At 36.5% G+C, this 25,465-nt stretch carries 24 protein-coding genes; all 24 read left to right on the top strand.

The window, feature by feature from the left end; all coding sequences use genetic code 11:
- Positions 1–18: 18 nt before the first annotated feature.
- The 24 genes from nuoL (at position 19) to NST14_RS26790 (ending at position 25,462) form a co-directional block, all read left to right on the top strand.
- Positions 19–1,881 carry an NADH-quinone oxidoreductase subunit L gene (nuoL, locus tag NST14_RS26905; RefSeq protein WP_229143191.1) on the top strand — a complete coding sequence of 621 codons (1,863 nt, stop codon included), beginning with the start codon at positions 19–21 and terminating at the stop codon, positions 1,879–1,881.
- The gene (locus tag NST14_RS26900) at positions 1,878–3,380 is read left to right on the top strand and encodes an NADH-quinone oxidoreductase subunit M (RefSeq protein ID WP_000998918.1); all 1,503 of its coding nucleotides are present in this window, start codon (positions 1,878–1,880) and stop codon (positions 3,378–3,380) included. Before nuoL ends, NST14_RS26900 begins: the two co-directional genes overlap by 4 nt.
- Before the next feature lie 7 nt (positions 3,381–3,387).
- A complete protein-coding gene (gene nuoN / locus NST14_RS26895; RefSeq protein WP_229143204.1) occupies positions 3,388–4,902 on the top strand; it encodes an NADH-quinone oxidoreductase subunit NuoN in 1,515 nt (504 codons plus the stop codon).
- A gap of 213 nt (positions 4,903–5,115) precedes the next feature.
- Complete coding sequence (locus tag NST14_RS26890; protein ID WP_000940742.1) at positions 5,116–5,352, top strand: DUF1146 family protein; 237 nt, start codon at positions 5,116–5,118, stop codon at positions 5,350–5,352.
- A 51-nt stretch (positions 5,353–5,403) separates the two neighbouring features.
- Positions 5,404–6,108, top strand: a complete 705-nt coding sequence (locus NST14_RS26885) for a YwmB family TATA-box binding protein (RefSeq protein WP_000767902.1) — start codon at positions 5,404–5,406, stop codon at positions 6,106–6,108.
- 39 nt (positions 6,109–6,147) lie between these two features.
- On the top strand, positions 6,148–7,452 hold the full coding sequence (murA, locus tag NST14_RS26880) for a UDP-N-acetylglucosamine 1-carboxyvinyltransferase (protein ID WP_000411259.1): 1,305 nt from the start codon (positions 6,148–6,150) through the stop codon (positions 7,450–7,452).
- A 207-nt stretch (positions 7,453–7,659) separates the two neighbouring features.
- On the top strand, positions 7,660–8,679 hold the full coding sequence (gene spoIID, locus NST14_RS26875) for a stage II sporulation protein D (RefSeq protein WP_000672635.1): 1,020 nt from the start codon (positions 7,660–7,662) through the stop codon (positions 8,677–8,679).
- Between the two features lie 98 nt (positions 8,680–8,777).
- Positions 8,778–9,785, top strand: coding sequence for a LytTR family transcriptional regulator DNA-binding domain-containing protein (locus NST14_RS26870; protein ID WP_229143190.1), 1,008 nt, complete (start codon positions 8,778–8,780; stop codon positions 9,783–9,785).
- A gap of 181 nt (positions 9,786–9,966) precedes the next feature.
- A complete protein-coding gene (locus NST14_RS26865) occupies positions 9,967–10,809 on the top strand; it encodes an ABC transporter ATP-binding protein (RefSeq protein ID WP_229143189.1) in 843 nt (280 codons plus the stop codon).
- Positions 10,809–11,516: an ABC transporter permease gene (locus NST14_RS26860; protein WP_000144425.1), complete on the top strand. Its 708-nt coding sequence runs from the start codon at positions 10,809–10,811 to the stop codon at positions 11,514–11,516. The genes NST14_RS26865 and NST14_RS26860 overlap by 1 nt, the downstream gene beginning before the upstream one ends.
- 161 nt (positions 11,517–11,677) lie before the next feature.
- Positions 11,678–12,583: a M23 family metallopeptidase gene (locus tag NST14_RS26855; RefSeq protein WP_001214941.1), complete on the top strand. Its 906-nt coding sequence runs from the start codon at positions 11,678–11,680 to the stop codon at positions 12,581–12,583.
- A 141-nt stretch (positions 12,584–12,724) separates the two neighbouring features.
- The gene (locus tag NST14_RS26850; RefSeq protein WP_000008903.1) at positions 12,725–12,859 is read left to right on the top strand and encodes a hypothetical protein; all 135 of its coding nucleotides are present in this window, start codon (positions 12,725–12,727) and stop codon (positions 12,857–12,859) included.
- Positions 12,860–13,166: 307 nt separating this feature from the next.
- Entirely contained in the window at positions 13,167–13,439 is a 273-nt protein-coding gene (spoIIID, locus tag NST14_RS26845) for a sporulation transcriptional regulator SpoIIID (protein WP_000544012.1), read from the top strand.
- Positions 13,440–13,600: 161 nt separating this feature from the next.
- Positions 13,601–14,602: a rod shape-determining protein gene (locus NST14_RS26840; RefSeq protein WP_000457987.1), complete on the top strand. Its 1,002-nt coding sequence runs from the start codon at positions 13,601–13,603 to the stop codon at positions 14,600–14,602.
- 569 nt (positions 14,603–15,171) lie between these two features.
- Positions 15,172–15,606, top strand: coding sequence for a 3-hydroxyacyl-ACP dehydratase FabZ (gene fabZ, locus NST14_RS26835; RefSeq protein WP_000931956.1), 435 nt, complete (start codon positions 15,172–15,174; stop codon positions 15,604–15,606).
- A 387-nt stretch (positions 15,607–15,993) separates the two neighbouring features.
- Positions 15,994–16,671, top strand: a complete 678-nt coding sequence (locus tag NST14_RS26830; protein WP_000467919.1) for a CpsD/CapB family tyrosine-protein kinase — start codon at positions 15,994–15,996, stop codon at positions 16,669–16,671.
- A 276-nt stretch (positions 16,672–16,947) separates the two neighbouring features.
- Entirely contained in the window at positions 16,948–17,691 is a 744-nt protein-coding gene (locus NST14_RS26825; RefSeq protein ID WP_000393134.1) for a YveK family protein, read from the top strand.
- Entirely contained in the window at positions 17,681–18,382 is a 702-nt protein-coding gene (locus tag NST14_RS26820; RefSeq protein WP_001207187.1) for a CpsD/CapB family tyrosine-protein kinase, read from the top strand. The genes NST14_RS26825 and NST14_RS26820 overlap by 11 nt, the downstream gene beginning before the upstream one ends.
- Positions 18,383–18,492: 110 nt before the next feature.
- Complete coding sequence (locus tag NST14_RS26815; RefSeq protein WP_229143188.1) at positions 18,493–19,260, top strand: tyrosine-protein phosphatase; 768 nt, start codon at positions 18,493–18,495, stop codon at positions 19,258–19,260.
- A 240-nt stretch (positions 19,261–19,500) separates the two neighbouring features.
- Positions 19,501–20,367, top strand: a complete 867-nt coding sequence (gene bpsC / locus NST14_RS26810) for a UTP--glucose-1-phosphate uridylyltransferase BpsC (RefSeq protein ID WP_229143185.1) — start codon at positions 19,501–19,503, stop codon at positions 20,365–20,367.
- Positions 20,368–20,419: 52 nt separating this feature from the next.
- Positions 20,420–22,234: a polysaccharide biosynthesis protein gene (locus NST14_RS26805; RefSeq protein WP_229143183.1), complete on the top strand. Its 1,815-nt coding sequence runs from the start codon at positions 20,420–20,422 to the stop codon at positions 22,232–22,234.
- 53 nt (positions 22,235–22,287) lie between these two features.
- Positions 22,288–23,406: a glycosyltransferase family 4 protein gene (locus NST14_RS26800; protein ID WP_229143182.1), complete on the top strand. Its 1,119-nt coding sequence runs from the start codon at positions 22,288–22,290 to the stop codon at positions 23,404–23,406.
- Positions 23,407–23,429: 23 nt separating this feature from the next.
- On the top strand, positions 23,430–24,236 hold the full coding sequence (locus NST14_RS26795; protein ID WP_229143180.1) for a glycosyltransferase family 2 protein: 807 nt from the start codon (positions 23,430–23,432) through the stop codon (positions 24,234–24,236).
- A gap of 101 nt (positions 24,237–24,337) precedes the next feature.
- Positions 24,338–25,462: a glycosyltransferase family 1 protein gene (locus NST14_RS26790; protein WP_229143178.1), complete on the top strand. Its 1,125-nt coding sequence runs from the start codon at positions 24,338–24,340 to the stop codon at positions 25,460–25,462.
- The last annotated feature ends 3 nt before the right edge of the window (positions 25,463–25,465 follow it).

Raw genomic sequence — 25,465 nt, 5'->3', positions numbered from 1 at the left:
AAAAGGGGGAAGGAAACAATGATCGATTATGCATGGCTCATACCGCTTTTCCCGCTTGTTTCGTTTTTGTTATTAATTATATTCGGGAAGAAAATTAGAGAAGGAAGCAGTGTACTTAGTATTTTCTTCGTCTTTCTCTCCTTTATATGTGCGGTACTTGTATTAATAGAAAGATTTACGACAGTACCAGTGAAGCATAAGTGGGTATGGCTTAGAGCTGGAGATATTGATATATCATTTGGCTTTGAAGTGACAGCATTAGGGGCTTTAATGTTGTTTATCGTTACACTTGTGAGTTTACTTGTACACGTGTATTCGAAAGGTTATATGAAAGGTGAGGAAAGATTACCAACCTTTTATGCCTATTTAGGACTCTTTACATTTGCGATGCTCGGGCTTGTTATATCACCGAATTTATTACAGCTTTATATATTTTGGGAGTTAGTCGGCCTTGGTTCGTTTTTACTCATCGGTTTTTATTTCTTTAAAGAAGAAGCGAAGGTTGCTGCGAAAAAAGCTTTTATTATGACACGTATTGGCGATGTCGGTTTATTTATTGGGATGATCTTAATTTTCTGGCATGCAGGTAGTTTTGAATATGACGCAATTTTTAGAGCGATTCATACGGGTGATCTGACTCCGACAATGATTACAATAACGGCGATATTAATTTTTATCGGGGCGATGGGGAAATCAGGTCAGTTCCCGCTTCATACGTGGTTACCGGATGCGATGGAAGGGCCGACGCCTGTTTCGGCACTTATTCATGCGGCGACAATGGTCGCAGCTGGCGTATATTTAGTGGCAACGATGTTTCCGCTATTTTCAGCAAGTGCGGTGGCGATGCAGACGGTAGCAATTGTTGGCGCCTTTACTGCAATCTTTGCAGCTTCCATCGGTCTTGTACAAACGGATATAAAGAGAGTACTTGCTTATTCTACAGTTAGCCAGCTCGGGTATATGATGCTTGCATTAGGATCTGCCGGTTATGTAGCTGGTGTGTTCCATTTAACGACACACGCTTTTTTTAAAGCGTTGCTATTTTTGGCGGCAGGGAGTGTCATTCATGCCGTGCATACGCAAAACATTAATAAAATGGGCGGTTTACAGAAGAAGATGAAAGTAACAGGTGCCTTATTTTTAATCGGTACTCTTGCAATTAGTGGTGTGCCACTCCTTTCCGGTTTCTTTAGTAAAGATGAAATTTTAGCGGCAGCTTGGATGAACGGCAATTATGTTTTATTCGTCTTAGCGATAATTGCAGCATTCCTAACAGCGTTCTACATGTTCCGCCTATACTTTCTTGTCTTTACTGGGGAAGCGAAGACGAAGGAAGATGTGCATGAATCGCCCCGCATCATGACGTATCCGATGATTGTCCTTGGCGTTCTTGCAGTCGTGGCAGGCTATATAAATACACCGTGGTTTGGAACGTTTCTCGGGGATTGGCTTACGAAAGATGTAGCATTTAAAGTGCGAGAGGCACACGGACCAGTTTGGATTATGATTGTTGCGACGCTCGTTTCTTTGACAGGGATTGCTCTTGCATATTTCATATATGGCAAGAAATCTATTGCTAGAGATTGGGCTGGTGGCGAGGACTCGCCTCTTTATAAACTTTTGAAAGAAAAATATTATGTGGATGAACTATACAATATGACGGTGCTTCCTATTACGAAAGGAATCGCTCATGTGCTTCGCCTATTTGAAGTGTATGTAGTCGAAGGAATTGCCGTTTTAATAGGGAGTTTAGTGAAAGGGATAAGTGCAATTGGCTCTAGACTCCAAAACGGAAATGTACAAGTGTACGGGACTGTAACAGCTGTTTCACTTGCAGTACTCTTCATTATTTTGCTCTATACGGGAGGGGATTTACGATGAATGATTTGTTATTAACGTTCTTCATTTTTTCCCCGCTTTTAGGAATTCTCTTACTTACATTAACACCGAAAAAAGAATCACGTACAGTGCGAGCGCTCGGTTTATTTGGAACGGTGCTTCCATTCGGAATGGCTATCGTCCTCGCTTGTACATATGCTTCTGGAAAGAGTTTGTCTCTATTTGATGAAAAAGTGAAATGGATTACATTTGGGGATTTTGCAGCGGTGGATAAAAGGTGGTTTTCCATTTATTACGAACTTGGTATTGATGGTTTATCGCTCGTTATGATGGTACTGACGGCCCTTCTAGCGATGCTTGCAGCAATTGCGGCATTTACGATTAAAAGGAATTTGAAAGCATTTTATATGCTGTTACTCATGTTAGAAATAGGGATGCTCGGTGTCTTCGCTGCTCAAAATTTAATGTTGTTCTTTATCTTCTTTGAAATTACATTGCCACCGATGTTTTTATTAATTGGGAAGTGGGGGAAATTGTCGAGTGAAAAGGCTGCTTATAGTTATTTAATATATAACGGTATTGGCTCCGCTATTTTGCTTATCGTTTTCTCGGTTTTATTTGCGAAAACAGGTACAACCAATATTACAGAGCTTAAAGAAATATTAACGAGTGTAGGTGCTGGCGGAGGAATGGCTGTCCCAAATAGCTTACAGTTCGGCTTGTTTCTTAGTATAATGATCGCTTTTGCGATTAAACTACCCGTTTTCCCGTTACATCGCTGGATGGTCAATGTACATATTGAAGCACATCCGGCTGTCGTTATGCTTCATGCAGGTGTTTTACTGAAGATTGGAGCATACGGTATAATCCGCTTCGGACAGGGACTATTTCCGGAATACTTTCGCGAGTTTGCAACGCTCATTGCGATTTTAGGAGTTATCAATTTATTGTACGGAGCCTTCTTAGCGCTCATTCAAACAGACTTTCGGAAGGTGCTTGCTTATTCTAGTATTTCGCATATGGGTATTGTATTAATGGGCCTTGGGGCGTTAAATGCACCAGGTACACAAGGCGCTTTATTCCAAGTTGTTTCGCACGGTTTAATTGCAGCCTTACTCTTTTTCTTACTTGGTGTTATAGAACAGCGTTTTGGAACATCAAATATTACAGCGCTTGGCGGACTTGCAAAAAGTGTACCAGTACTTAGCGGTTTCTTCTTAGCGGGAGGAATGGCATCGCTTGGATTGCCGGGAATGTCTGGATTTGTTAGCGAGTTTCTTGCCTTTCTCGGTTTATTCCAAGGGGAGCCAGTTATTGCTGCGGCCGGAGTACTTGGCATCATTTTAACTGCTGTATACGTATTAAGAGCAACCCTTCAAGTAACATTTGGTAAGAAAGAGTGGGAAGCGAAAGCTGATATACACGGATGGGAGTATGTCCCGATTTTACTACTTATCTTCTGCATTATTGCAATTGGAGTAATGCCAGAAATACTAGGGGATCCGCTTCAAAATACATTGAAAACATTGGGGGTGAAGTAGGGTGGATATGAATACGTTACTTAGCTTATCATGGCATCTCATGGTGCCAGAATTCATCATTCTCGGGGCTGCCATCCTTCTTTCCATATGTGATTTGTTTTTTAAGCTGAACCATAGGTATGTAGCGCTTGGTGCAATCGCAGCTATCGTATTAGCGATCGTATCATTAATTATGCTATACGGTGAACCAGCGGGAGATATTTTAAATGGCTCGTTTGTGTTAGATGGGTTTTCAAAAGGATTTAAAACGTTGTTATTAGGCGGAGCGGCTCTCATCTTATGCACCGCAATGAGCAATGATAAGAAAAATCCAATTGAAGATAAGGGAGAATATTATTACTTATTTTTAATGGCGCTTCTTGGGGCTATGTTTATGGCTTCTAGTGTCGACTTCATTACACTTTTCGTCAGCCTAGAATTGCTTTCACTTTCTTCTTATATTTTAGTTGGGATACGAAAAAAGAACCGTGCATCAAATGAGGCAGCAATGAAATATGTCATTAATGGAGGAATTGGAACGGCAATTACACTCTTTGGAATGAGTTACTTATACGGCATTACAGGGTCAACTAATATCGTGGATATGCAAAAAGTATTTGCCGGGGAACTGGCTGGTGGTATTCAGTTATTGCTAGCTCTCGCATTCCTACTCTTACTCGTTGGGCTCTCATTCAAAATTGCGACAGTGCCGTTTCATATGTGGGCGCCTGATGTGTATGAGGGAGCGGCTACACCTGTTACTGCTTTTCTTGGAACGATTTCTAAAATTGCTGGGTTCTTACTCATTATGCGTCTATTCCTCATGGTTTTTGCAAGTGTATCGGTGCAAGGAGACATGCAATCTTTATACGGACGTATGAGCATATACATCGCTGTGCTAGCTAGTATTACGATGATTATTGGAAATGTAGTCGCATTAAAGCAATATAACGTAAAACGCTTATTTGCTTATTCAGGAATCGCGCATGCAGGATATTTACTCGTACCGCTTGTAGCATTATCGCCATTTACAATGGATAGCATGTGGTTTTACATGCTTGCGTATATGCTTATGAATATAGGCGCGTTTGCAATTATCCACGCCTTAATCTTACAAAGCGACAAAGAAAATATGACCATTTTCACCGGATTATATAAAAGGTCGCCATTTACAGCAATCGTGATGACGATTTTTATTTTATCGCTAGCGGGGATACCAGGAACAGCTGGTTTCATTGGGAAAATTAACATCTTTTTAGGGGCCCTTCATGTAGAGCCAGCTCATTACGTACTAGCTTCTATTATGATGGGGACGACAGTCATTTCATTCGTATATTATTTCCGTATCTTACAGCAAATGTTTTTCCGTACGGGAGAAGTAGAAGAGAAAATTCGGTTGCCACTCAATATAAAGGTTGTGATGAGTCTTTGCGCAATTTCGATTGTAATACTAGGGATTATGCCGATGATTGGATACAATTTCTTTTATGAATATTTTCCATTAATGAAAGATTTCTTCTTCTTAGGGAACGTGGTACAATAGTGAAAATAAAAGGTGTGGAGTCGTTACTCTGCGCTTTTTATTTTGTGTGAATTACAATTGAAAATGCATATAAGTATACGCTTTTAAAGAGAAAAATTACGATGTAACATGTAAGATGCTTATTTGTATTTGAAAAAGTGTGGCTTCTACTTATTATGGTATCGTTTTTATAAGATTTCGTAAGTAGTAGCTAGGTAAAAAGGGGTCGGTTTTTTGGCACATCTTTTAGGGCAACAAGCACTGATTGCCATCGTTTCGCATTTATTGTTTATTACCATTACGTGGTGGGCCTTACAAGGTATTCACATTGAGCGTTTAATGAAGCCTGGAAAGGTGATGCAGACGAGAGTATTACTCATCTTAATTACAATTGCAATTGGGACATCTGTAAGTAACTTTTTCCTTGATTATTTAGGCTATTCAAAGAGTTTAACGTATTTAGTAAAGTAAGTGTATAGAACCTCAAATCTCCGTTAACAATGGGGATAGGAGGGGATGAAATTGAAGCTTAAAGCCATTCTTATTGTTGCACTTAGTGTTGTTTTATTTTTGGTTGGATATAGAGAGATGAAACCGATAAGCGATGAACAGAAGATGGAGAACATGATCGCAGCTGTAGAGAAAAATGATGCTAAAGTAGAGAAATGGTCATGGTTAGCACGAGAAACAAAAACAATTTCTAATATACATACGTTTCAAAAGTTGTTAAACGATGTGAAGGATAAGGCGAATATTCAAAAGTGGGAATTAGAGCAATCTCCAGATGGATATAAAGCTACATCCTATAAAAAATTTTCTTCCTATGAAGAACGAGTAGTAGTAACTTGGAGTAAGGAAAATACTAAAGAAAACACTTTCATTATCTTTGAAGTAAGCGGGGCAAAATGGGACCCGAAGTATATTCAGAAAACGAATAAAATTTTTAGTGAAAAACCTATAATTTACACTTGTGTTCAAGGTGTACTGAATGATAAGATTGAAGGTGTTTTGCAAAATAAAACCAATCAGGTTTTGAAAGATCTTTCAGCAAGAGCGATCGAACAGATAGAAGAAAGAGCATTTGTGTCAGTCTCCGCATACAATAAAAAGTGGGATGACGCTCTTTCAACAAATAGAGAGAAAATAAATGTGCAAATAGCAATACGTTCTACAGACAACAAAGATACAATTGTGGTTGGCACACCGATCATAACTTCTGAGTATTGAGTGAATAGATACTGAAAAAAGGACACGGAGGGGAATAATTTGGAAAAGATCATCGTCCGTGGCGGAAAGCGGTTAAACGGCACAGTGCGTGTTGAGGGCGCAAAAAATGCTGTATTACCTATAATCGCTGCAGCCCTATTAGCGAGTGATGGAAAGAATGTACTATCTGAAGTACCAGTTTTGTCTGATGTATACACAATTAATGAGGTATTACGTCATTTAAATGCTGAAGTCGTATTTGAAAATAACAAAGTAACAATCGATGCTTCTAAAGAGCTAAACATTGAAGCACCATTTGAATATGTACGTAAAATGCGTGCATCTGTTCAAGTAATGGGACCTTTATTAGCACGTAACGGTCGTGCTCGTATTGCACTTCCTGGTGGATGTGCAATTGGTTCACGTCCAATTGACCAACATTTAAAAGGCTTCGAAGCAATGGGAGCAAAAGTACAGGTTGGTAACGGTTTTGTTGAGGCATACGTTGAGGGAGAACTAAAAGGAGCTAAAATTTATTTAGACTTCCCAAGCGTGGGCGCGACAGAAAACATTATGTCTGCAGCTACATTAGCAAAAGGGACAACAATCCTTGAAAACGCAGCGAAAGAACCAGAAATCGTTGACTTAGCTAACTTCTTAAATGCGATGGGAGCGAAAGTACGCGGAGCTGGAACTGGAACGATTCGTATCGAAGGCGTTGATAAATTATATGGTGCAAACCACTCTATTATTCCTGACCGTATTGAAGCGGGAACATTCATGGTTGCAGCGGCAATTACTGGTGGAGACATCTTAATTGAAAATGCTGTGCCTGAACATTTACGCTCAATTACAGCGAAGATGGAAGAAATGGGTGTTAAAATTATTGAGGAAAATGAAGGTGTACGTGTTATCGGCCCAGATAAGTTAAAAGCGGTTGATATTAAAACTATGCCTCACCCAGGTTTCCCAACAGACATGCAATCACAAATGATGGCATTATTACTACAAGCTGATGGAACAAGTATGATTACAGAAACGGTATTTGAAAACCGCTTTATGCACGTTGAAGAATTCCGTCGTATGAATGCTGATATTAAAATCGAAGGTCGTTCTGTTATTATGAACGGTCCAAACAGCTTACAAGGTGCTGAAGTAGCAGCAACTGATTTACGTGCTGCAGCTGCATTAATCTTAGCTGGTTTAGTATCAGAAGGTTACACTCGTGTAACTGAGTTAAAACATCTTGACCGTGGCTATGTAAACTTCCATAAGAAATTAGCTGCATTAGGTGCAACTATTGAACGTGTAAACGAAAAAGTAGAAGAAGTGAAAGAACAAGAAGTTTCTGATCTTCACGCTTAATTGAAATAGTCTCTATGTCTTTTGACATAGAGGCTATTTTTTGGGCTTATTACTGTTATAGTCAAGAAATTCTATACTTATGCACGTACCAGTAAAAATATTTAGAAAATTTTTGTTTTATATGGTTCCCCTTAAGTATGTTCTAAAAGAAAGAGTTGTTCCATAAGAATGAATGGAGTAAAGCTTTTTCATATTGGGGGAAATAAGATGAAATTTTCAAAGCCACTTTTTATTACAGTAGCGCTTCTCATAGCGCTCGTTATCATTGTACCTGCTGCTCTTGTGATTCCGTTTGCGAAAGCAAAAGTAGAGGAAAAAGCAGCTTCTAAAACTCCTCCAGCGATAGAAAGTATACCAGCTCCAGGGAAAGTGGATACAGCGGTTCAAGTTGCTGTATATCGCGAGAAACAGAAAAAGGTAGAGTCATTACCTATGGAGGAGTATGTGACCGGTGTAGTAGCTTCTGAGATGAATGCCAGTTTTGAAATAGAGGCGCTAAAGGCGCAGGCATTAGCAGCGAGAACATTTGTCGTGCAGCGTATGCTAAGCGGAGGTAAGAAAAACAATGCGGACGTGACAGATACGGTGAAAGATCAAGTGTACAAAAGCAAAGAAGAATTGAAAAAACAATGGGGCAATAACTACGAAAATAATTTGAAGAAAATCGAAGAAGCTGTTTCGAAAACCGCAGGACAAGTTTTAACGTATGACGGAAAGCCAATCTCAGCATCCTTCTTCTCAACGAGTAATGGCCGGACAGAAAATGCAGCCGATTATTGGGGAAATGATTATCCGTACTTAAAGAGTGTAGATAGTCCGTGGGATCAAGCTTCTCCGAAATTTACGAGTGAGCAAACCTTTACCGTAGCTGACTTTCAAAAACGTCTCGGTGTGAAAGTGTTAGCAGACGGAAAAGTTGGCGACATTAAAGGGCGTACGGAAGGAAAACGTGTAAAAGATGTAGCATTTCAAGGGAAAACATTAACCGGAAGAGATGTGCGTGACAAATTAGATTTACGCTCCTCTGATTTCACGTGGAAACAAGAGGGAGATAAAATCGTTGTTACGACGAAGGGCTTCGGTCACGGCGTTGGCATGAGCCAATACGGCGCGAACGGCATGGCAGCAGAAGGCAAGAAATATACAGATATCGTCGCTCATTACTACAAAGGCGTTGAAATAAAGACGATGAACGATTATGAAGGTAAGTTGATGGTGAAGAAGTAGGTGTCAGGGTCTCCTGGCACCTGCTTTTTGTTTAAAATATCATAATTTTCCATTAATTGTTTGGTATAATAAGATAAAAAGTATTTGGGGGAGACAAAATGGCGTTACTGGAGTTGAAACAGTTAGGTAAGACGAACCAGTTACCGGCAGTTGAACTAAAGGTTGAGAAGGGGCAATGTGTTGTTTTGCAATGTAATAACCATACAGCTAAAGTATTGCACCGCATTATTATTGGTGCAGAAGAAGCTTCAACTGGTAATGTACTATTTGAAGGCGAAGCGATTGGAAAGAAAAATTATTCCCGCATCGGTTTTTGTTTTTTGAAAGATGAGGCATATGATCGTTTGAAGGTAAAGGAATACTTCAAGTTCTTAATAGGGCTTTATGAATCAAATATGAGTACGGAAGAAGTAGTACAATATGTCGGTCTCTTAGATAAGTTAAACGTTAAAATAGAAAAATTATCATTTTCAGAGAAACGTCGTCTTCATATTGGACGAGTTATGATTCATAATCCGGATTTAGTTATTTTGGAAGAGCCGGAGCAAAATGTAGATACAGAGAGTACGATTATGATTCGAAAAGCAATTATGAAAATGAAAGAGCAAGGAAAGGCAATTTTTATTACATCATCGTTTTTATCGGACGCCCTTTCGTTAACAGAAGATGTATACATATTAAACAATGATGGTGTGAAAAAAGTAGAAATCGAACAAGAGGAAGCAGAAGAGGTCGATGAAGAGAAAGTCGTTCAAATGATTCCGCAAATGAAGTTAGAAAGAATACCAGCGAAAGTAAACGATAAAATCATTTTATTAGACCCAATGGAAATCCATTTCATTGAAACGCAAAACGGAGTGACACATATTCATGTTCGTGAAGGGGATTTCGTATGCGCATTAACATTAAGTGAACTAGAAGTAAGATTAACAGGTTTTGGTTTCTTTAGATGTCATCGCTCTTACCTTGTGAATTTACAAAGAGTACGAGAAGTAATTACTTGGACTCGTAACAGTTTCAGCTTAATTTTAGACGACGAAAGAAAAAGTTCAATTCCGCTTTCGAAAGGACGAATGGATGAGTTGAAAGGTGTAATTGGGCTATAAGAAGTACTCCAATAAGCTCAAAATACGATTCATTCACTGGTAAAAATACTCCTTTTACCGGTATTTTACTGCGTAAACCCTTTGATTTTCATATGATGGAGTCAAGAAAAGCGAAACAAACAAACGAAAAGCGCTAAAGCGACTTTCATCTATAAAAGAAAAAAACAAAGGGGATGACGAGATGACATTGGCAATTGAAATGAAAGATGTAATGAAAAGCTTCAATGAAAAAACGGCACTTCGAAATGTAAATATTGAGGTGAAGCAAGGAGAGATTTTCGGATTCCTCGGACCGAGTGGATCTGGAAAAACAACAACAGTAAAAATTTTAACTTCTCAATTATTTCATAGTGTTGGAACGGTAAGAGTACTAGGAAAAGATATTACAGGGCCAAGTAGTATCGATTACAAACGAATTGGTATTTTAACAGACAACAGTGGCTTATATGAAAGACTTAGTATTTATGATAACTTACTATTATTTTGTGACTTATACGATTGTAAAAAAGAACGAATCGATGAAGTGCTAGCGCAAGTGAATCTATTAGATGATAAAAAAACATTAGTAAAGAAATTATCAAAAGGAATGAAGCAGCGCGTCACATTAGCTAGAGCAATACTTCATAAACCAGATATTCTCTTCTTAGACGAACCAACATCTGCACTCGATCCAGTTAACGTACAAAACATTCATAAAATCTTAAAAGATTTAAATAAAGAAGGAACGACAATTTTTTTAACGACGCACAATATGGAAGAAGCAGAGACGCTTTGTAACCGCATTGCCTTTCTATGTAGCGGAGAAATTGTAGCGCTTGATACACCAGAAAATCTTCGCTTGCAGTACGCGAAAGATCAAATACAGGTCGTATTAAAAGATAAGCAAAAAGAAGTCGTGCAAAAAGACGAATTAGGTGCAAAACGCATTTCAGAATGGATGAAAAAAGGCGAGTTACTATCGATTCATTCACACGAACCAACGCTAGGCGATATCTTTATTGAAGTTACTGGGAGGGGATTATAATGACATTTTCAATGAGACGATTTTCAGCTATTTTTCGGAAAGAGGTACAGGATATTAAAGCAAATGCATCTGTACTCGTAATGGCAGCACTGCCACTTGTATTTTCTTTTGTTTATCAACAGATGGATGGACCGAAAGAACAAATCGCTAATATGGTAACTTTAATGGCCTTAACAATGGTAGGAAGCTTTGTTCAAGCGGCTTTAATTGCGGAAGAAAAAGAAAAGCACACACTACGTGTGATGATGTTATCACCAGCATCATCGTTAGAAGTATTATTAGGGAAAAGTGCATTAACAGCTCTTATTACATTTGTAATTTGTATTAGTAACTTTGCTATTTTAGGTGTAATGAAGGGGAATATGGTTTTAATCACTCTATTTTTACTTGTTAGTATATTTTTCTTCCTTATGTTAGGTACGGCGATTGGATTAATGGCTAAAACAACGGCGTCAACATCAGTAGTAGGTATGCCGATTCTATTTGTTTTTCTTTTAGCTCCAATGTTCGGGCAATTTATTAAAAGTGATTTTGTAAAAAAAGCAATCGATTTTCTCCCAACGAAACATCTTGCAGATGCAATGCCGAAATTGCTAGCTGGAAAAGGATTTTCAACTGTTAGTGGTGATTTAATCAATATTATAATTTGGTGTGTGCTTTCAATTATTCTTTGTATTGTAATTTACAAAAAGAAACAAATGGACTAAAAACTGAGCTGAAACGCTCAGTTTTTTCTTTTTTCTATCATTTCCTCGGAAATTTTGTAATTCCTATACATATTTTTACAAATTTTGTCGAAAAGTAATTAGTTATACGTTGTATAGGATACGTGAATATTGTTCAAAATGATTGCTGAGGTGATGATGGAATGCGAGGAAGAAATAATAAAAAGTCGCAAAAGGTAGTACATTTATTTCAAAAAAGATGGGTATTTCCGGCACTATACATTGCTTGTGCAGCGGTAATTTTAATGGTTGCGCTATGGTTCCAAGGAGCTAATCCGAAGAAGACTCCGAACCAAGATCAAGCAACGCCGTATACACAAACGGAAGATCCAGCAGTACCAGTAACGAAGTCTTCAGAAGTAGTGAAAATGCCAGCTCCTGCTAATGCGGAAGTAGTTGTACAGAAGAAGTTCTATGAAGATGCAGCAACTGAGGCGGAACAAGAAAAAGCACTTGTCTTTTATAACAACACATATTCCCCGAACAAAGGAATTGACATTGCTGCGAAGAATGGAAAAGAATTCAATGTTACAGCTGCTTTAAGTGGTACAGTAACGAAAGCTGAAAAAGATTCACTTCTTGGTTATGTTGTAACAGTTGATAGCGGAAATGGTGTAGCAGCTTCTTATCAAAGCTTAGGCAGTGTAAAAGTAGAAAAAGGTGCACGAGTTGTACAAGGTGAAGTATTAGGAAAATCCGGTCTAAGTGCCATGAATAAAGAAGCAGGTTCTCACGTTCACTTTGAAGTACGTAAAGACAATGTGGCTGTGAACCCTGAGCGCTACTTAAATAAGTCGGTAGCAGAAATTAAAGCTGATGCAGGTGCTGCAAAGGCAACGAACGCTTCTGGTAAAAAAGCTGATGACAAATCTCAAAAAGAAGAAAAGTCAACGAGCACGAAACCAGAAAGTAAAACAGAAGACAAGTCTCAAAAAGAAGAGAAATCAACTAGCGGTTCAACTAGTGACAAAAAAGAAGAACCGAAGAAAGAAGAAAAATCAACAAATGGTTCTACAGAATCATCTAACAGTTCTTCTTCACAAGAATAAGAAAGTGAAAAAATCAGTTCTCACTAGGAGAGCTGATTTTTTTATTTCCATATAAAAATACTCAATTTCGAGAAAAAAGTTACAATAACAAGGAAAAATGACGAGATTCTCGAATATATATTACAAAAAGGAGGGGATACTGTGTCATTTTTGTTTGTTCTGTCGACTGCTATTATTTTATTGTTTGTTTTATTTACTTTATATTATTACATTGCCGGTAAGAAAGAGGTTCCCCACCATCAATTGTTAGAAGAAGAGTTAGAGCGAGAAGAATGACCCCTTGTATACAAGGGGTCATTTTTTTCGCCAAAATAGTCACTGTTAACGTATTTCTCACAAAAAAACGTAATTTTTCTTAACTTAGTCCGCAAAAATAGTGAACATGTAGCATATATCAGTAGTGCGGGCAATACAATGGTATAAACCAAAGCAAAGAGAGTGTTTGAGGTGAGAAATCGTGAATCATTTCATTATAAATCCAAGAATGTTTAACGCTTACAAACAGCACTCACACTTACTTCTAAGTCGTATGCAGCGAGGCTCATTTCACCCTTCTCACATCCAATTTAGGGAGGCGAGTGGTGTGCACGATTACATCAAAGAGAGAACTATCAAGATTGGTAAGTATATCGTGGAGACAAGAAAGACAGTGCGTGTCATTGCAAAGGAATTTGGGGTATCAAAGAGTACAGTCCATAAAGACTTAACGGAACGTCTACCAGAAATTAATCCAGAGCTCGCAAATGAAGTGAAAGAAATTCTTGATTATCATAAGTCTATTCGTCATTTAAGAGGCGGAGAAGCAACAAAGCAAAAGTATAGAAAAGAAGATGTAGAAAAGCCGGTACGTCAATAAGTATGCGATCGCAAACATTCCGTTTCAATTCGGTAATATTTTTCAGAAGAATTCTTTTTGCGAATATTACGTTTCTGTTAAATTTATGATAAAATCAGAAATTAGGTGTAAAAGAATTCGGGTGTAACCTGATTTTGAATATCGAGGAGGAAAAAACGGGAATGTTTGCGCGAGATATCGGAATTGACCTAGGTACGGCTAACGTATTAATCCATGTTAAAGGTAAGGGTATTGTATTAAATGAGCCATCTGTTGTTGCTATTGATCGTAACACAGGTAAAGTATTAGCAGTAGGTGAAGAAGCAAGAAGTATGGTGGGACGTACGCCTGGTAATATTGTAGCCATTCGTCCACTAAAAGATGGTGTAATCGCAGATTTCGAAATTACAGAAGCAATGTTAAAGTATTTCATTAACAAATTGGACGTAAAGAGCTTCTTTTCAAAACCTCGCATTTTAATTTGTTGTCCAACAAATATCACATCAGTAGAACAAAAAGCAATTCGTGAGGCTGCTGAACGTTCAGGTGGTAAAACAGTATTTTTAGAAGAAGAACCAAAAGTAGCCGCAGTTGGTGCTGGTATGGAAATCTTCCAACCAAGCGGTAACATGGTTGTTGATATTGGTGGAGGTACAACGGATATCGCTGTACTATCTATGGGTGATATTGTTACCTCTTCCTCTATCAAAATGGCTGGCGATAAGTTTGATATGGAGATCTTAAACTACATTAAACGTAAGTATAAGCTATTAATCGGGGAACGTACTTCAGAAGATATTAAAATTAAAGTTGGTACAGTATTCCCAGGTGCACGTAGCGAAGAACTTGAAATTCGCGGACGTGACATGGTAACAGGTTTACCACGCACAATTACAGTATGCTCAGAAGAAATTACAGAAGCATTAAAAGAAAATGCAGCTGTTATTGTACAAGCTGCAAAAGGCGTACTAGAGCGCACACCACCAGAATTATCAGCGGACATCATCGACCGCGGTGTCATTCTAACAGGCGGTGGAGCTTTACTACACGGCATTGACATGCTCCTAGCAGAAGAACTAAAAGTACCAGTATTAATTGCTGAAAACCCAATGCACTGCGTTGCGGTTGGTACAGGTATTATGTTAGAGAATATCGATAGATTACCAAAGCGTGCTTTACGATAAAGTGAAAGGAACTAAGGTGTAAACCTTAGTTCTTTTTTTGTATTTTTATTTTTTTATTTCGATTTTTTGAGAAAATAGAAGAAAAATAAAGAAAAACGAAGAATATAGGTAAAATATTCATATATATGGTTAAATTTAATATTTCCGTATTTGAAAACGTTTATAATATAATGAGTCGAATACGACATTAAGGCAAATCATGTGTTAATACATATTGCCTTTCCCTAATCTGGGCATACACTCTTTTTTACCTCCGTGTCAGTTGCAAGGATATGCAACTATTTTAAGAGAATAGAGTGTATGCATTTTTTTATAAATAGGAAGTAAAGTTTCACTTTACCCCGCATTAACGGGCAGTAAGATTCCCACCTCTAAATTTGGAGAATACAAGGGAGTTAGGTGGGAGATCAACTGCCCGTAAAAGCCCGATTGGTTCAACTAATAATCAGTGGGGGTGAATCTCCCACTGATTAAAGTTTCACTTTATAATGACAAATAATAAACAAAATGGGATAATAGACAATATGTCCAAGTGGTAAGACCAATATTACAAAAGGGGCGATTGTTATATGCTAAATATAGAACAAATTAAAGAAATCATTCCTCACCGCTATCCATTTTTACTTGTTGATAAAATATTAGAAGTAGATGAAGGGAAAAGAGCGGTTGGAATTAAAAATGTATCCGCAAACGAAGAATTCTTTAACGGGCACTTCCCTGACTACGCAGTTATGCCTGGTGTACTTATTGTAGAAGCATTGGCACAAGTTGGAGCAGTTGCTGTATTAAAGAAAGAAGAAAACCGCGGAAGACTTGCTTTCTTCGCAGGTATCGACAATTGTCGTTTCAAAAAACAAGTACGTCCAGGTGATCAACTTCGCCTAGAAGTTGAAATGACACGTGTACGTGGTCCAATCGGAAAAGGAAAAGCAATCGCAACAGTAGATGGTGAAATTGCTTGTGAAGCTGAAATTACATTTGCGATTGGTGATAAAAAAGAATAGATATAAATAAAAAAATCTTTCTGTATATTACAGAAGGATTTTTTTATTTATATATTTTTTGTTTAAAATATTAAAATACAAACTAGTCAGAAAATTTGTTTACAACTAATTTGAATTACCATATAATTACTTTATCGTTTATCTTGCTTTTGAGATAAATGATAAAGGCATAAAAGAAATGAAGCTATTGTCACATTATCACGGTCTTTATATAGGAGAAAATAGAATGGTATGAATTATGGTAAGATATGGGAGATGGTGGGCGGATTTACCAGTGGAAATAAGTAGAAAAAAAGTGTAATATATCGATCGTGAATGAATTGGGCGTGTGTATCGAACATATAGAGATAGGGAGAAGGAGTCGCGTTTAAAAAAGGAGACTAGGACATGTTCGGGAGAAAAAAAAGAAAACCATTAAAACAATTAATTACACATAAAGAGCCTAAATCGCGTATTGCAGAACAATACCGCAATATTCGTACAAATATTGAATTTACATCTGTAGATCATCATATGCGTTCTCTTATTGTCACTTCACCGGATCCGGGTGACGGAAAGACGACGACAACTGCAAACTTAGCAGCTGTTTTCGGTCAACAAGGAAAGAAAGTTTTAGTAATCGGAGCTGACCTACGTAAGCCGACGATACAAAACTTATTTGCAATTCATCATTCTAATGGATTAACGAACGTATTATTAGGGCAAGTAAAATTAATGCAATGCATTCAAAAAACAGATATAGAGAATGTATACTTAATGGCATCAGGTCCAATACCACCAAACCCAACGGAACTGTTAGGAAATCGAGTAATGGACGAGGTATTACTAGAAGCATATAACATGTTTGATATTATTTTAATAGACACACCGCCAGTTCTGGCGGTTACAGATGCGCAAATACTTGCGAACAAATGCGATGGAGTTATACTTGTCGTGCGCAGTGAAAAAACAGAAAAAGATAAAATGGTAAAAGCGAAGCAAATATTAGACAAGGCATCTGGTAAACTACTAGGTGTCGTTTTAAACGATAAGAGGGAAGAAAAGGAACGATATGGATATTATTAGAAAATAATGTATGATATAATAAATTTTGTAGCCGATAAGTGTTTTTATCGGCTTTTTTGAATTATTTTAAAATCGATTATTGTATTATACAAAAATCGTGATATAATGGAAATTTTGGAAATTTGTTGGAATGTGTTGTCAGATTTAAGATTATTTTGTAAGATTATATGTGCTTGATGTGAATAAATGTCGAACGAAATCAATCAAAATAAAAAATGTAAGATTTATATGTTATAATTTTTCTTATGTGCAAATTTTAGAAAGTTGGAGGAACTTATGGAAGAAACAATTAGTTTGAAAGAGTTATTTCATATTTTAAAAAAACGTTTAGCAATGATCCTCGTAATCGCCTTTGGTGCAGCTATTGTAAGTGCTATCATTAGCTTCTTCTTTATGACACCAATCTATCAATCTTCGACGCAAATTCTTGTTAACCAGAAGAAACAAGAGGGTGCAATGTTCCAAGCTGGTGAGATTCAAACGAATATTCAATTAACGAATACATATAAGGTTATTATTAAAAGCCCAGTAATCTTAGATCAAGTAAATGAAAAATTAAATTTAAATATGACAGCGCAAGCGTTAACAGGAAAGATTAATGTTGCGAATGAAAAAGATTCACAGGTAATCTCTGTAACAGCTGAGGACAAAGATCCAAAATTAGCTCGTGATATTGCAAATGCTACTGCAGATGTATTTAAAGGTGAAGTTGCAAAAATTATGAACGTGGATAACGTAACAGTACTATCTAAAGCAGAAGTTGCAGAAAATCAATCTCCGATTAAACCACGTCCAATGTTAAATGTGGCAATTGCTTTCGTTGTTGGCTTAATGGCTGCAGTTGGTCTTGCATTCTTACTAGAATACTTAGATAACACAGTGAAAAAAGAAGAAGATGTAGAAAACTTACTTGGTTTACCAGTGTTAGGTATTGTTGCTCGCATGGATGAAGAAACACCAAGTGTGAAATCGCACGCTCCATCATCAAGAAAAGTGAGGGGACAAACAATTGGCTCTTAATTTATTTAAAAAGAAAAAGAATCATCGTCAACGTCGTCAATTAATTGCTCATCAACAACCGAAATCACCGATTTCCGAACAATATCGTAATATTCGAACGAATGTTGAGTTTGCGTCTGTTGATACAAATTTACATTCATTAATGGTAACGTCTGCAAACCCGAGTGAAGGGAAAACAACGACGACAGCGAATATGGCAGTTGTATTTGCTCAACAAGGTAAGAAAGTATTATTAATTGATGCAGATATGCGTAAACCGGCGATGCATCAAATGTTCCAAGTTGATAATATTTTCGGATTGACGAACGTATTAACACATAGTGAACGTTTAGAAAAATGTGTACAAACTACATCTGTAGAGAATTTACACTTTTTAGCGTGTGGGCCAATCCCGCCAAATCCAGCAGAATTGTTAGGCTCAAAATCAATGCAGGAGCTTCTTGCACAAGCATACAGTACGTACGATTTAGTTATTTTCGATTTACCACCGATTTTAGCTGTTACGGATGCGCAAATTATGGCAAATGTATGTGATGCATCTATTCTTGTCGTACGTAGTGAAGCAACAGAAAAGGAAACGGCGCTAAAAGCAAAAGGATTATTGGAATCTGCAAAAGGTAAATTGTTAGGTGTTGTTCTGAACGATCGTGAACGAGAACATGGCTTATATTATTACTACGGTGCAAAGTAATGAAAAGAGTGAGATATGGGAAGAACATATCTCCTTTTTTCCCTTGAATATGAGGAATATCTCATATTCAAGGGAAAAAAGATTACTATAAGCGAGGGAGGACAAAACAAATGATTGATTTACATTGCCACATTTTATCTGGTATCGATGACGGTGCACAAACAGTAACTGATAGCTTAGCAATGGCACAGCAAGCTGTGGCAGAAGGAATACATACAATTGTCGCAACACCACATCATCAAAATGGAAAATATGTAAATGAGCGTACTTCTATTATTCATCAAGTGAAGCAATTAAATGATGAATTACAACAACATAATATTCCACTTACCATTTTACCGGGGCAAGAGGTCAGGTTATACGGTGATTTATTAGAAGACTATGAAGCTGGTAAAATCGTTACTTTAAATGAAACAAACAAATACATATTCATTGAATTTCCATCTAATCATGTACCTCGTTATACAGAACAACTATTGTATGAACTACGTGTAAAAGGAATGATCCCAATTATCGTTCATCCCGAACGTAATGCCGAGTTAATTGAGCGGCCAGATAAGTTATATAACCTCGTAAATAAGGGAGCTTTAACACAAGTGACGGCAGGTAGTTTACTAGGTAAGTTTGGTAAAAAAATCAAAAAATTTTCATTGCAGCTTGTGGAACATAATTTAACCCATATGATCGCATCAGATGCACATAACACAACAACAAGAGGATTTCATCTAGCAGAAAGCTATGAACTGATAGAGAAAGAATTCGGTGCAACTGTTATGAATGATTTAAGAGAGAATCCGTATTTAATCATTAGCGGGAAGGCAATTTACAAAGAAGATCCAGAACAAATTCGTCGTAAAAAATTGTTCGGTATTTTTTAAATAAAGAATTGGTGATGTCTCCTAACCGTTATCAACGGGGGCACTCGGTCGTGCTGTGGGTAGAAAATTTATTTTCGAACCTACCTTAGACGCTTGTCGTCGGGAGTATGACGTGAGGATGGGTTAGATGCCCATAATTTATTTTTAACAGAAACTCTACCTATGGAGTTATAAATATGACTCTATAGGTAGGGTTTTTATTATTGTTACATATAAATAATTAAATGCGGAGGGTTACAATTGAAAAAAGTGAGAAAAGCAATTATACCAGCAGCTGGTCTTGGGACGAGATTTTTACCAGCAACGAAAGCGATGCCGAAAGAAATGTTACCTATTGTTGATAAACCAACAATTCAATACATAATAGAAGAAGCGATAGAATCAGGAATTGAAGATATTATTATTGTGACTGGAAAAGGGAAACGTGCGATTGAAGATCATTTTGATCATTCTTTCGAATTAGAACAAACCCTTTTAGAAAAAGGAAAGTACGAAATGCTTGAAAAAGTACAAGCTTCTTCAAGAATTAACATTCATTACATAAGACAAAAAGAACCAAAGGGCCTAGGCCATGCAGTATGGTGTGCTCGCAAATTTATTGGAAATGAGCCATTTGCAGTATTACTTGGTGACGATATTGTACAAGCTGAAACACCATGCTTACGTCAATTAATGGATCAATACGAAGGAACACAATCATCTGTTATAGGTGTACAAACGGTGCCTGAAAATGAAACACATCGTTACGGTATTATCGATCCAGTTGAACAAAACGATCGTCGTTATCAAGTACGTCAATTTGTTGAAAAGCCAGCAGAAGGTACAGCACCATCGAATTTAGCAATTATGGGGCGCTACGTATTAACACCAGAAATCTTTATGTTTCTTGAAGACCAACAAACAGGTGCTGGTGGAGAAATTCAGTTAACAGATGCGATTCAACGTTTAAATGAAATTCAACGTGTATTTGCTTATGATTTTGAAGGTACTCGTTATGATGTTGGGGAGAAGTTTGGCTTTATTAAGACGACGATTGAAATGGCACTTCAAGATTCAAAATTGAAAGAAGATGTTATAAGATACATGCGAAAGCTATTGTCAGAATGAATTAGAGTTATTTAATTAAGATATTATTATATATAGGAAAGGAACATGTGCTTTGAGTTATCCAAGAAGGCTCGCGTTTTTAGTATTATTAGATTCTATTATTGTATTGACTTCGGTCTACTTAAGTTATTGGTTTATTCATCCCAATTCTCTAGATAATATTCCCACTACACTTATGATTAGTTCAATTGCCTTGCTCTGCAGTCATCATATTTTTGCAGCAATTTATAATTTATACAAAAAGGTTTGGGAGTATGCTAGTATAGGGGAATTGAAAAATATTTTTAAAGCAGTTACGTTATCAATTCTTGTTACTGGTATCGTTCAAGAAATTATTAATCAAGATATTTATGTTCGCATTTTGGCAATTACATGGATGCTACATATGTTATTCATTGGAGGCTCGCGTTTTGTGTGGCGAATCTACCAAGACATGTATATATCACCGAAAAACAGTAAAGTTCGTACGCTAGTAATTGGTGCAGGATCGGCAGGAACAATGGTTGTTCGTCAACTTCAAATAAATCATGATGCACATTTAGAGATAGTGGCCTTTGCAGATGATGATCCGAAAAAACAAAAATTAGAAATGTATGGTGTTCCAATTGTTGGAACATCTAAAGAGATAAAACAAATAGTAGATCAGTACAAAATTGAGCATATTATTATTGCTATACCTTCCCTTAGTCGTAAAGAAATAAATGCAATTTTTGAAAAGTGTAAGGAAACAAAAATGAAAACACAAATCGTACCAATGTTAGAAGATATTCTTGATGGGAAGGTTTCTATTAACGAGTTTCGTGATGTGCAGGTGGAAGACTTATTAGGAAGAGAACCTGTGAAGTTAGATGATGCAGGAATAGGTGGAGAAATTACAGGTAAAAAGATTTTAGTCACTGGAGCAGGAGGATCAATTGGATCGGAAATTTGTCGTCAAGTGATGAAATTTAAACCACGAGAAATTGTGTTATTGGGTCATGGAGAAAACAGTATTTATGCGATTGAAATGGAATTAAGGTCTCTATACAGGGATTCTATTGAAATAGTGACTGAAATTGCAGATGTACAAGATAGAAACAAAATTTTTGAGGTGATCCAACAACATAAGCCATATGTTATTTATCATGCAGCAGCACATAAACATGTACCTCTTATGGAGAGGAATCCAGAAGAGGCTGTGAAAAATAATATTATGGGTACAAAAAATGTGGCTGAAGCAGCAGCTACATTTGGTATTAATACATTTGTTATGGTATCGACGGATAAAGCTGTTAATCCAACAAGTGTAATGGGGGCAACAAAGCGTGTTGCGGAAATGCTTGTTCAGCAAATGGCTACTGAAAGTGATACTCGATTTGTTGCAGTGAGATTTGGAAACGTGCTGGGAAGTAGAGGGAGTGTAATTCCTCTATTTAAAAAACAAATTCAAAAGGGTGGACCAGTCACAGTAACGCATCCTGAGATGGTTCGTTATTTTATGACAATCCCTGAAGCTTCACGATTGGTGATTCAAGCAGGAGCTTTAGCAAAAGGTGGAGAAATCTTTGTTCTAGATATGGGAGAGCCTGTTAAAATCGTTGATTTGGCTAGAAATCTTATTCAACTTTCAGGCTATAGTGTTGAAGAAATCGGAATTGAATTTACTGGAATGAGACCAGGCGAAAAATTATTTGAAGAGCTCTTAAATGAAAACGAGGTTCATAGAGAACAAGTTTTCCCAAAAATTCATGTAGGTAAAGCTGTGAGAATAAATCAAAATAATTTACAGGAATTTTTAGATGAATTTCCAAGTATGGATCAACATAAAATTAGAGAGAAGTTATTGTCAATAGTTAACAATAATAGTGATAAGATATTTGTAAAATAATTGATAAAATTAAATATGTTTTTATTTGAAAATGACTTTAATAGGGGATAGAGATGAAAAAAAAAGTATTATTTTGCGCGACGGTAGATTCTCATTTTAAAGCATTCCACTTGCCATATATGAAATGGTTTCAAGATCAACAATGGGAGGTCCATGTAGCAGCGGGTGGGAACATAGAATTAGCTTATACTGATAAAAAATATGACATCCAGATAAAACGATCACCTTTTGATTTTAAGAATATATCTGCGTATAAAAAACTTAAGAAGATTATAGAAGAAAATAATTATGATATTATTCATTGTCATACTCCTGTAGGTGGAGTAATGGCACGTTTGGCTGCAAAGGATGCAAGAAAAGTAGGCACCAAAGTAATTTACACTGCTCATGGATTTCATTTTTATAAGGGAGCCCCAATATTAAATTGGTGTTTATATTATCCTCTTGAGAAAATACTTTCTAATAGCACGGATTGTTTAATAACAATTAATGAGGAAGATTATGAACTTGCAATTAAATGTAAGTTTGGAGCAAAGAGAATTGAACATGTTCATGGTGTAGGTGTAAACATGGACCGTTTTAAGCCTATAGATGAAATAAAGAAGAATGCTATAAGAGAAAAATTTGGCTACAGTGAAAGTGATTTTTTAATGTTTTATGCAGCGGAGATTAATAAAAATAAAAATCAGAAAATCCTAATCCAGGCTTTAGCTGAAATTAAGCATATAGCCCCTAATGCTAGGTTATTATTGGCGGGCAGAGGACCGCTCATGGAAGAATATAAATCCTTAGCAAAAGAAATAGGAGTAATGGAACAAGTGAAATTCCTTGGATATAGAGAAGATATCGCTGATCTTTTACCTATTTGTGATGTGGCCGTTGCCTCTAGTTTAAGAGAAGGGTTACCAGTAAATATTATGGAGAGCATGGCGTGTGCGTTACCTGTTATAGCCATTGATAATAGAGGACATAGAGAACTTGTCGAGGATGGAATTAATGGTTTTTTGATACAACCTAACTCAGTTAATAGTGTATCAAGTGCTATGCTTCATTTGATTTCTTCACCAAAGGATAGAGACGAAATGGGGCATGCTAGTTTTGAAAAAGTTAAAAACTATAGTATTCCAGTAATCGAAAAAGAACTAAGTAAAATTTATAATAGTTACTTATAAAATTAACTATGAGAGGTAAAATAATGCCAAAAGTATCTATAATTATGGGAGTATATAATACCCCTGATGAAGAAATGTTATCATTAGCAGTAAATTCAATCATAAATCAAACATATTCTAATTGGGAGTTTATTATTTGTGACGATGGTTCTACAGATAATACGTGGGACATTCTTTGTAAGTTAGCTACTCAAGATTCAAGAATTGTGCTTATAAAAAATGAAAAAAATATGGGACTGGCTGCAACGTTGAATAATTGTATCAATGTCTCTAATGGAGAGTATATAGCTAGGCAGGATGCTGATGATTATTCTGAAGTTAATCGTTTTGAAAAACAAGTGGAATTCCTTGAGAGTAATCTAGAGTACAGTATAGTCGGGAGTAGGGCAAACGTATTTGATGATAAAAAAATATGGAGTGTTAGAGGTAAGGAAGGCAGAGTGGAAAATAGAGATTTTCTATTTGGTACCCCTTTTTTACACCCTACAGTAATGATGAGGAAGGCAGATTTAGTGAAGTGCGAAGGCTATAAGGTTTCTAGGGAAACCCTTCGAACAGAGGATTATGATTTGTTTATGCGAATGTATGCAGCTGGGATGAGAGGATATAATTTATCAGAGTGCTTATTTTACTATCGTGAGGATAGAGAAGCATACAACAAGCGTAAATACCGTTATAGGATCGATGAAGCAATTGTTCGATACAAAGGTTTTAAAACTTTAAAGTTGATGCCTATAGGGTTACTTTATGTACTAAAGCCTTTAATAATAGGTTTAATTCCAGCCACTTGTATGCATTATTTAAAAAATAAATGGAATTCGCAGCACTAAATCATTATATGCAGTTGAACACTAAATATAAAAACACAAGCAAATTATCAGTTTATCAATTTGCTTGTGTTTTATTTTAATTAGATGAGGTGAAAGGCAGTTTGAAACCTATAAGAGTATTACAGGTAGCGGGAAAAATGCGTAGTGGTGGTGCAGAAGCGATGATAATGAATATTTATCGGAATATTGATGATAAATATGTACAATTTGATTTCGTTTCCTTCGATGAGGAAGAGGGATATTATGACAAAGAAATAAAAAAATTAGGAGGAAGGATATTTTATATACCTTCTCCAGAAAAAATAGGTGTACTTCAATTCATAAGTAATTTAGTAAGGTTACTAAAAAAAGAAGGACCGTTTGATATAGTACATGCACATACTTTATATAATATTGGGTTAGTTTTATTAGCTGCCAGATTAGCTGGTATAAAAAAAAGGATTGCTCATTCTCATAGTACAAAGGCCTCGGTGAAGCAGAATCTTTTACATAAAATATATCAAGTCATAATGGGAAAATTAATTAATTTGAATGCTACTGAATTTATAGCTTGTGGTACAGAAGCTGGTGAATTCTTATATGGTAAATCAAAATTTAAAAAAAGAGGTAAGGTATTACCTAATGCAATAGATGTATTTCCTTATTTAAATAAGGAAAATTTAGAGAGTGAAAATTTATATAGGGAACATAAGATTAGAGAAAATACTTTTATAATGGGGCAAGTTGGTACATTAAATGAAATCAAAAATCATGATTTTACCATTTCAATATGTAAAAGAATGAAAGAAAAAGGTATAGAGTTTAGAATGCTATTTGTGGGGGATGGAGAACTTAATAATGTATTAAGGAAAAGGGTAGACCAAGAAGGATTACAAAATCAAATTATTTTCTTAGGATTAAGAGCAGATATTCCTAATTTAATGAATTTATTTGATGTACTTATCATGCCATCTATTTTTGAAGGGTTACCAGTGACTCTTATCGAGGCACAAGCAGCGGGGACACCATGCGTGGTTTCTAATGTAATTACAATAGAAGCAGATTTGGGATTAGGACTTATCAAGTATATGGATTTAAATGTTGGAGTGGACAGATGGATCGATGAACTACAAAAAATGAGAAATAACAAACTTAAAAATAGTGATGAAATCATGTTGGCATTTGAGCAAAAAGAATACGATATCAAGAGCAATATTGAAAATTTAATGAGAGTATATCACATTTAGGGA

The organism is Bacillus sp. FSL W8-0519 (genome assembly GCF_038005585.1).
Taxonomy (GTDB): domain Bacteria; phylum Bacillota; class Bacilli; order Bacillales; family Bacillaceae_G; genus Bacillus_A; species Bacillus_A paranthracis.
The sequence above is the reverse complement of the archived record's forward strand: the minus strand, read 5'-3'. Positions and strand labels throughout refer to the sequence as shown.

Coding starts and splice junctions, on each gene's coding strand:
- NST14_RS26860 (WP_000144425.1), top strand. CDS start 10,809: ATGACATTTTCAATGAGACGATTTTCAGCTATTTTTCGGAAAGAGGTA.
- NST14_RS26795 (WP_229143180.1), top strand. CDS start 23,430: ATGCCAAAAGTATCTATAATTATGGGAGTATATAATACCCCTGATGAA.
- NST14_RS26830 (WP_000467919.1), top strand. CDS start 15,994: ATGTTCGGGAGAAAAAAAAGAAAACCATTAAAACAATTAATTACACAT.
- NST14_RS26865 (WP_229143189.1), top strand. CDS start 9,967: ATGACATTGGCAATTGAAATGAAAGATGTAATGAAAAGCTTCAATGAA.
- NST14_RS26900 (WP_000998918.1), top strand. CDS start 1,878: ATGAATGATTTGTTATTAACGTTCTTCATTTTTTCCCCGCTTTTAGGA.
- NST14_RS26855 (WP_001214941.1), top strand. CDS start 11,678: ATGCGAGGAAGAAATAATAAAAAGTCGCAAAAGGTAGTACATTTATTT.
- NST14_RS26800 (WP_229143182.1), top strand. CDS start 22,288: ATGAAAAAAAAAGTATTATTTTGCGCGACGGTAGATTCTCATTTTAAA.
- spoIID (WP_000672635.1), top strand. CDS start 7,660: ATGAAATTTTCAAAGCCACTTTTTATTACAGTAGCGCTTCTCATAGCG.
- NST14_RS26840 (WP_000457987.1), top strand. CDS start 13,601: ATGTTTGCGCGAGATATCGGAATTGACCTAGGTACGGCTAACGTATTA.
- nuoL (WP_229143191.1), top strand. CDS start 19: ATGATCGATTATGCATGGCTCATACCGCTTTTCCCGCTTGTTTCGTTT.
- NST14_RS26825 (WP_000393134.1), top strand. CDS start 16,948: ATGGAAGAAACAATTAGTTTGAAAGAGTTATTTCATATTTTAAAAAAA.
- fabZ (WP_000931956.1), top strand. CDS start 15,172: ATGCTAAATATAGAACAAATTAAAGAAATCATTCCTCACCGCTATCCA.
- NST14_RS26815 (WP_229143188.1), top strand. CDS start 18,493: ATGATTGATTTACATTGCCACATTTTATCTGGTATCGATGACGGTGCA.
- nuoN (WP_229143204.1), top strand. CDS start 3,388: ATGAATACGTTACTTAGCTTATCATGGCATCTCATGGTGCCAGAATTC.
- NST14_RS26870 (WP_229143190.1), top strand. CDS start 8,778: ATGGCGTTACTGGAGTTGAAACAGTTAGGTAAGACGAACCAGTTACCG.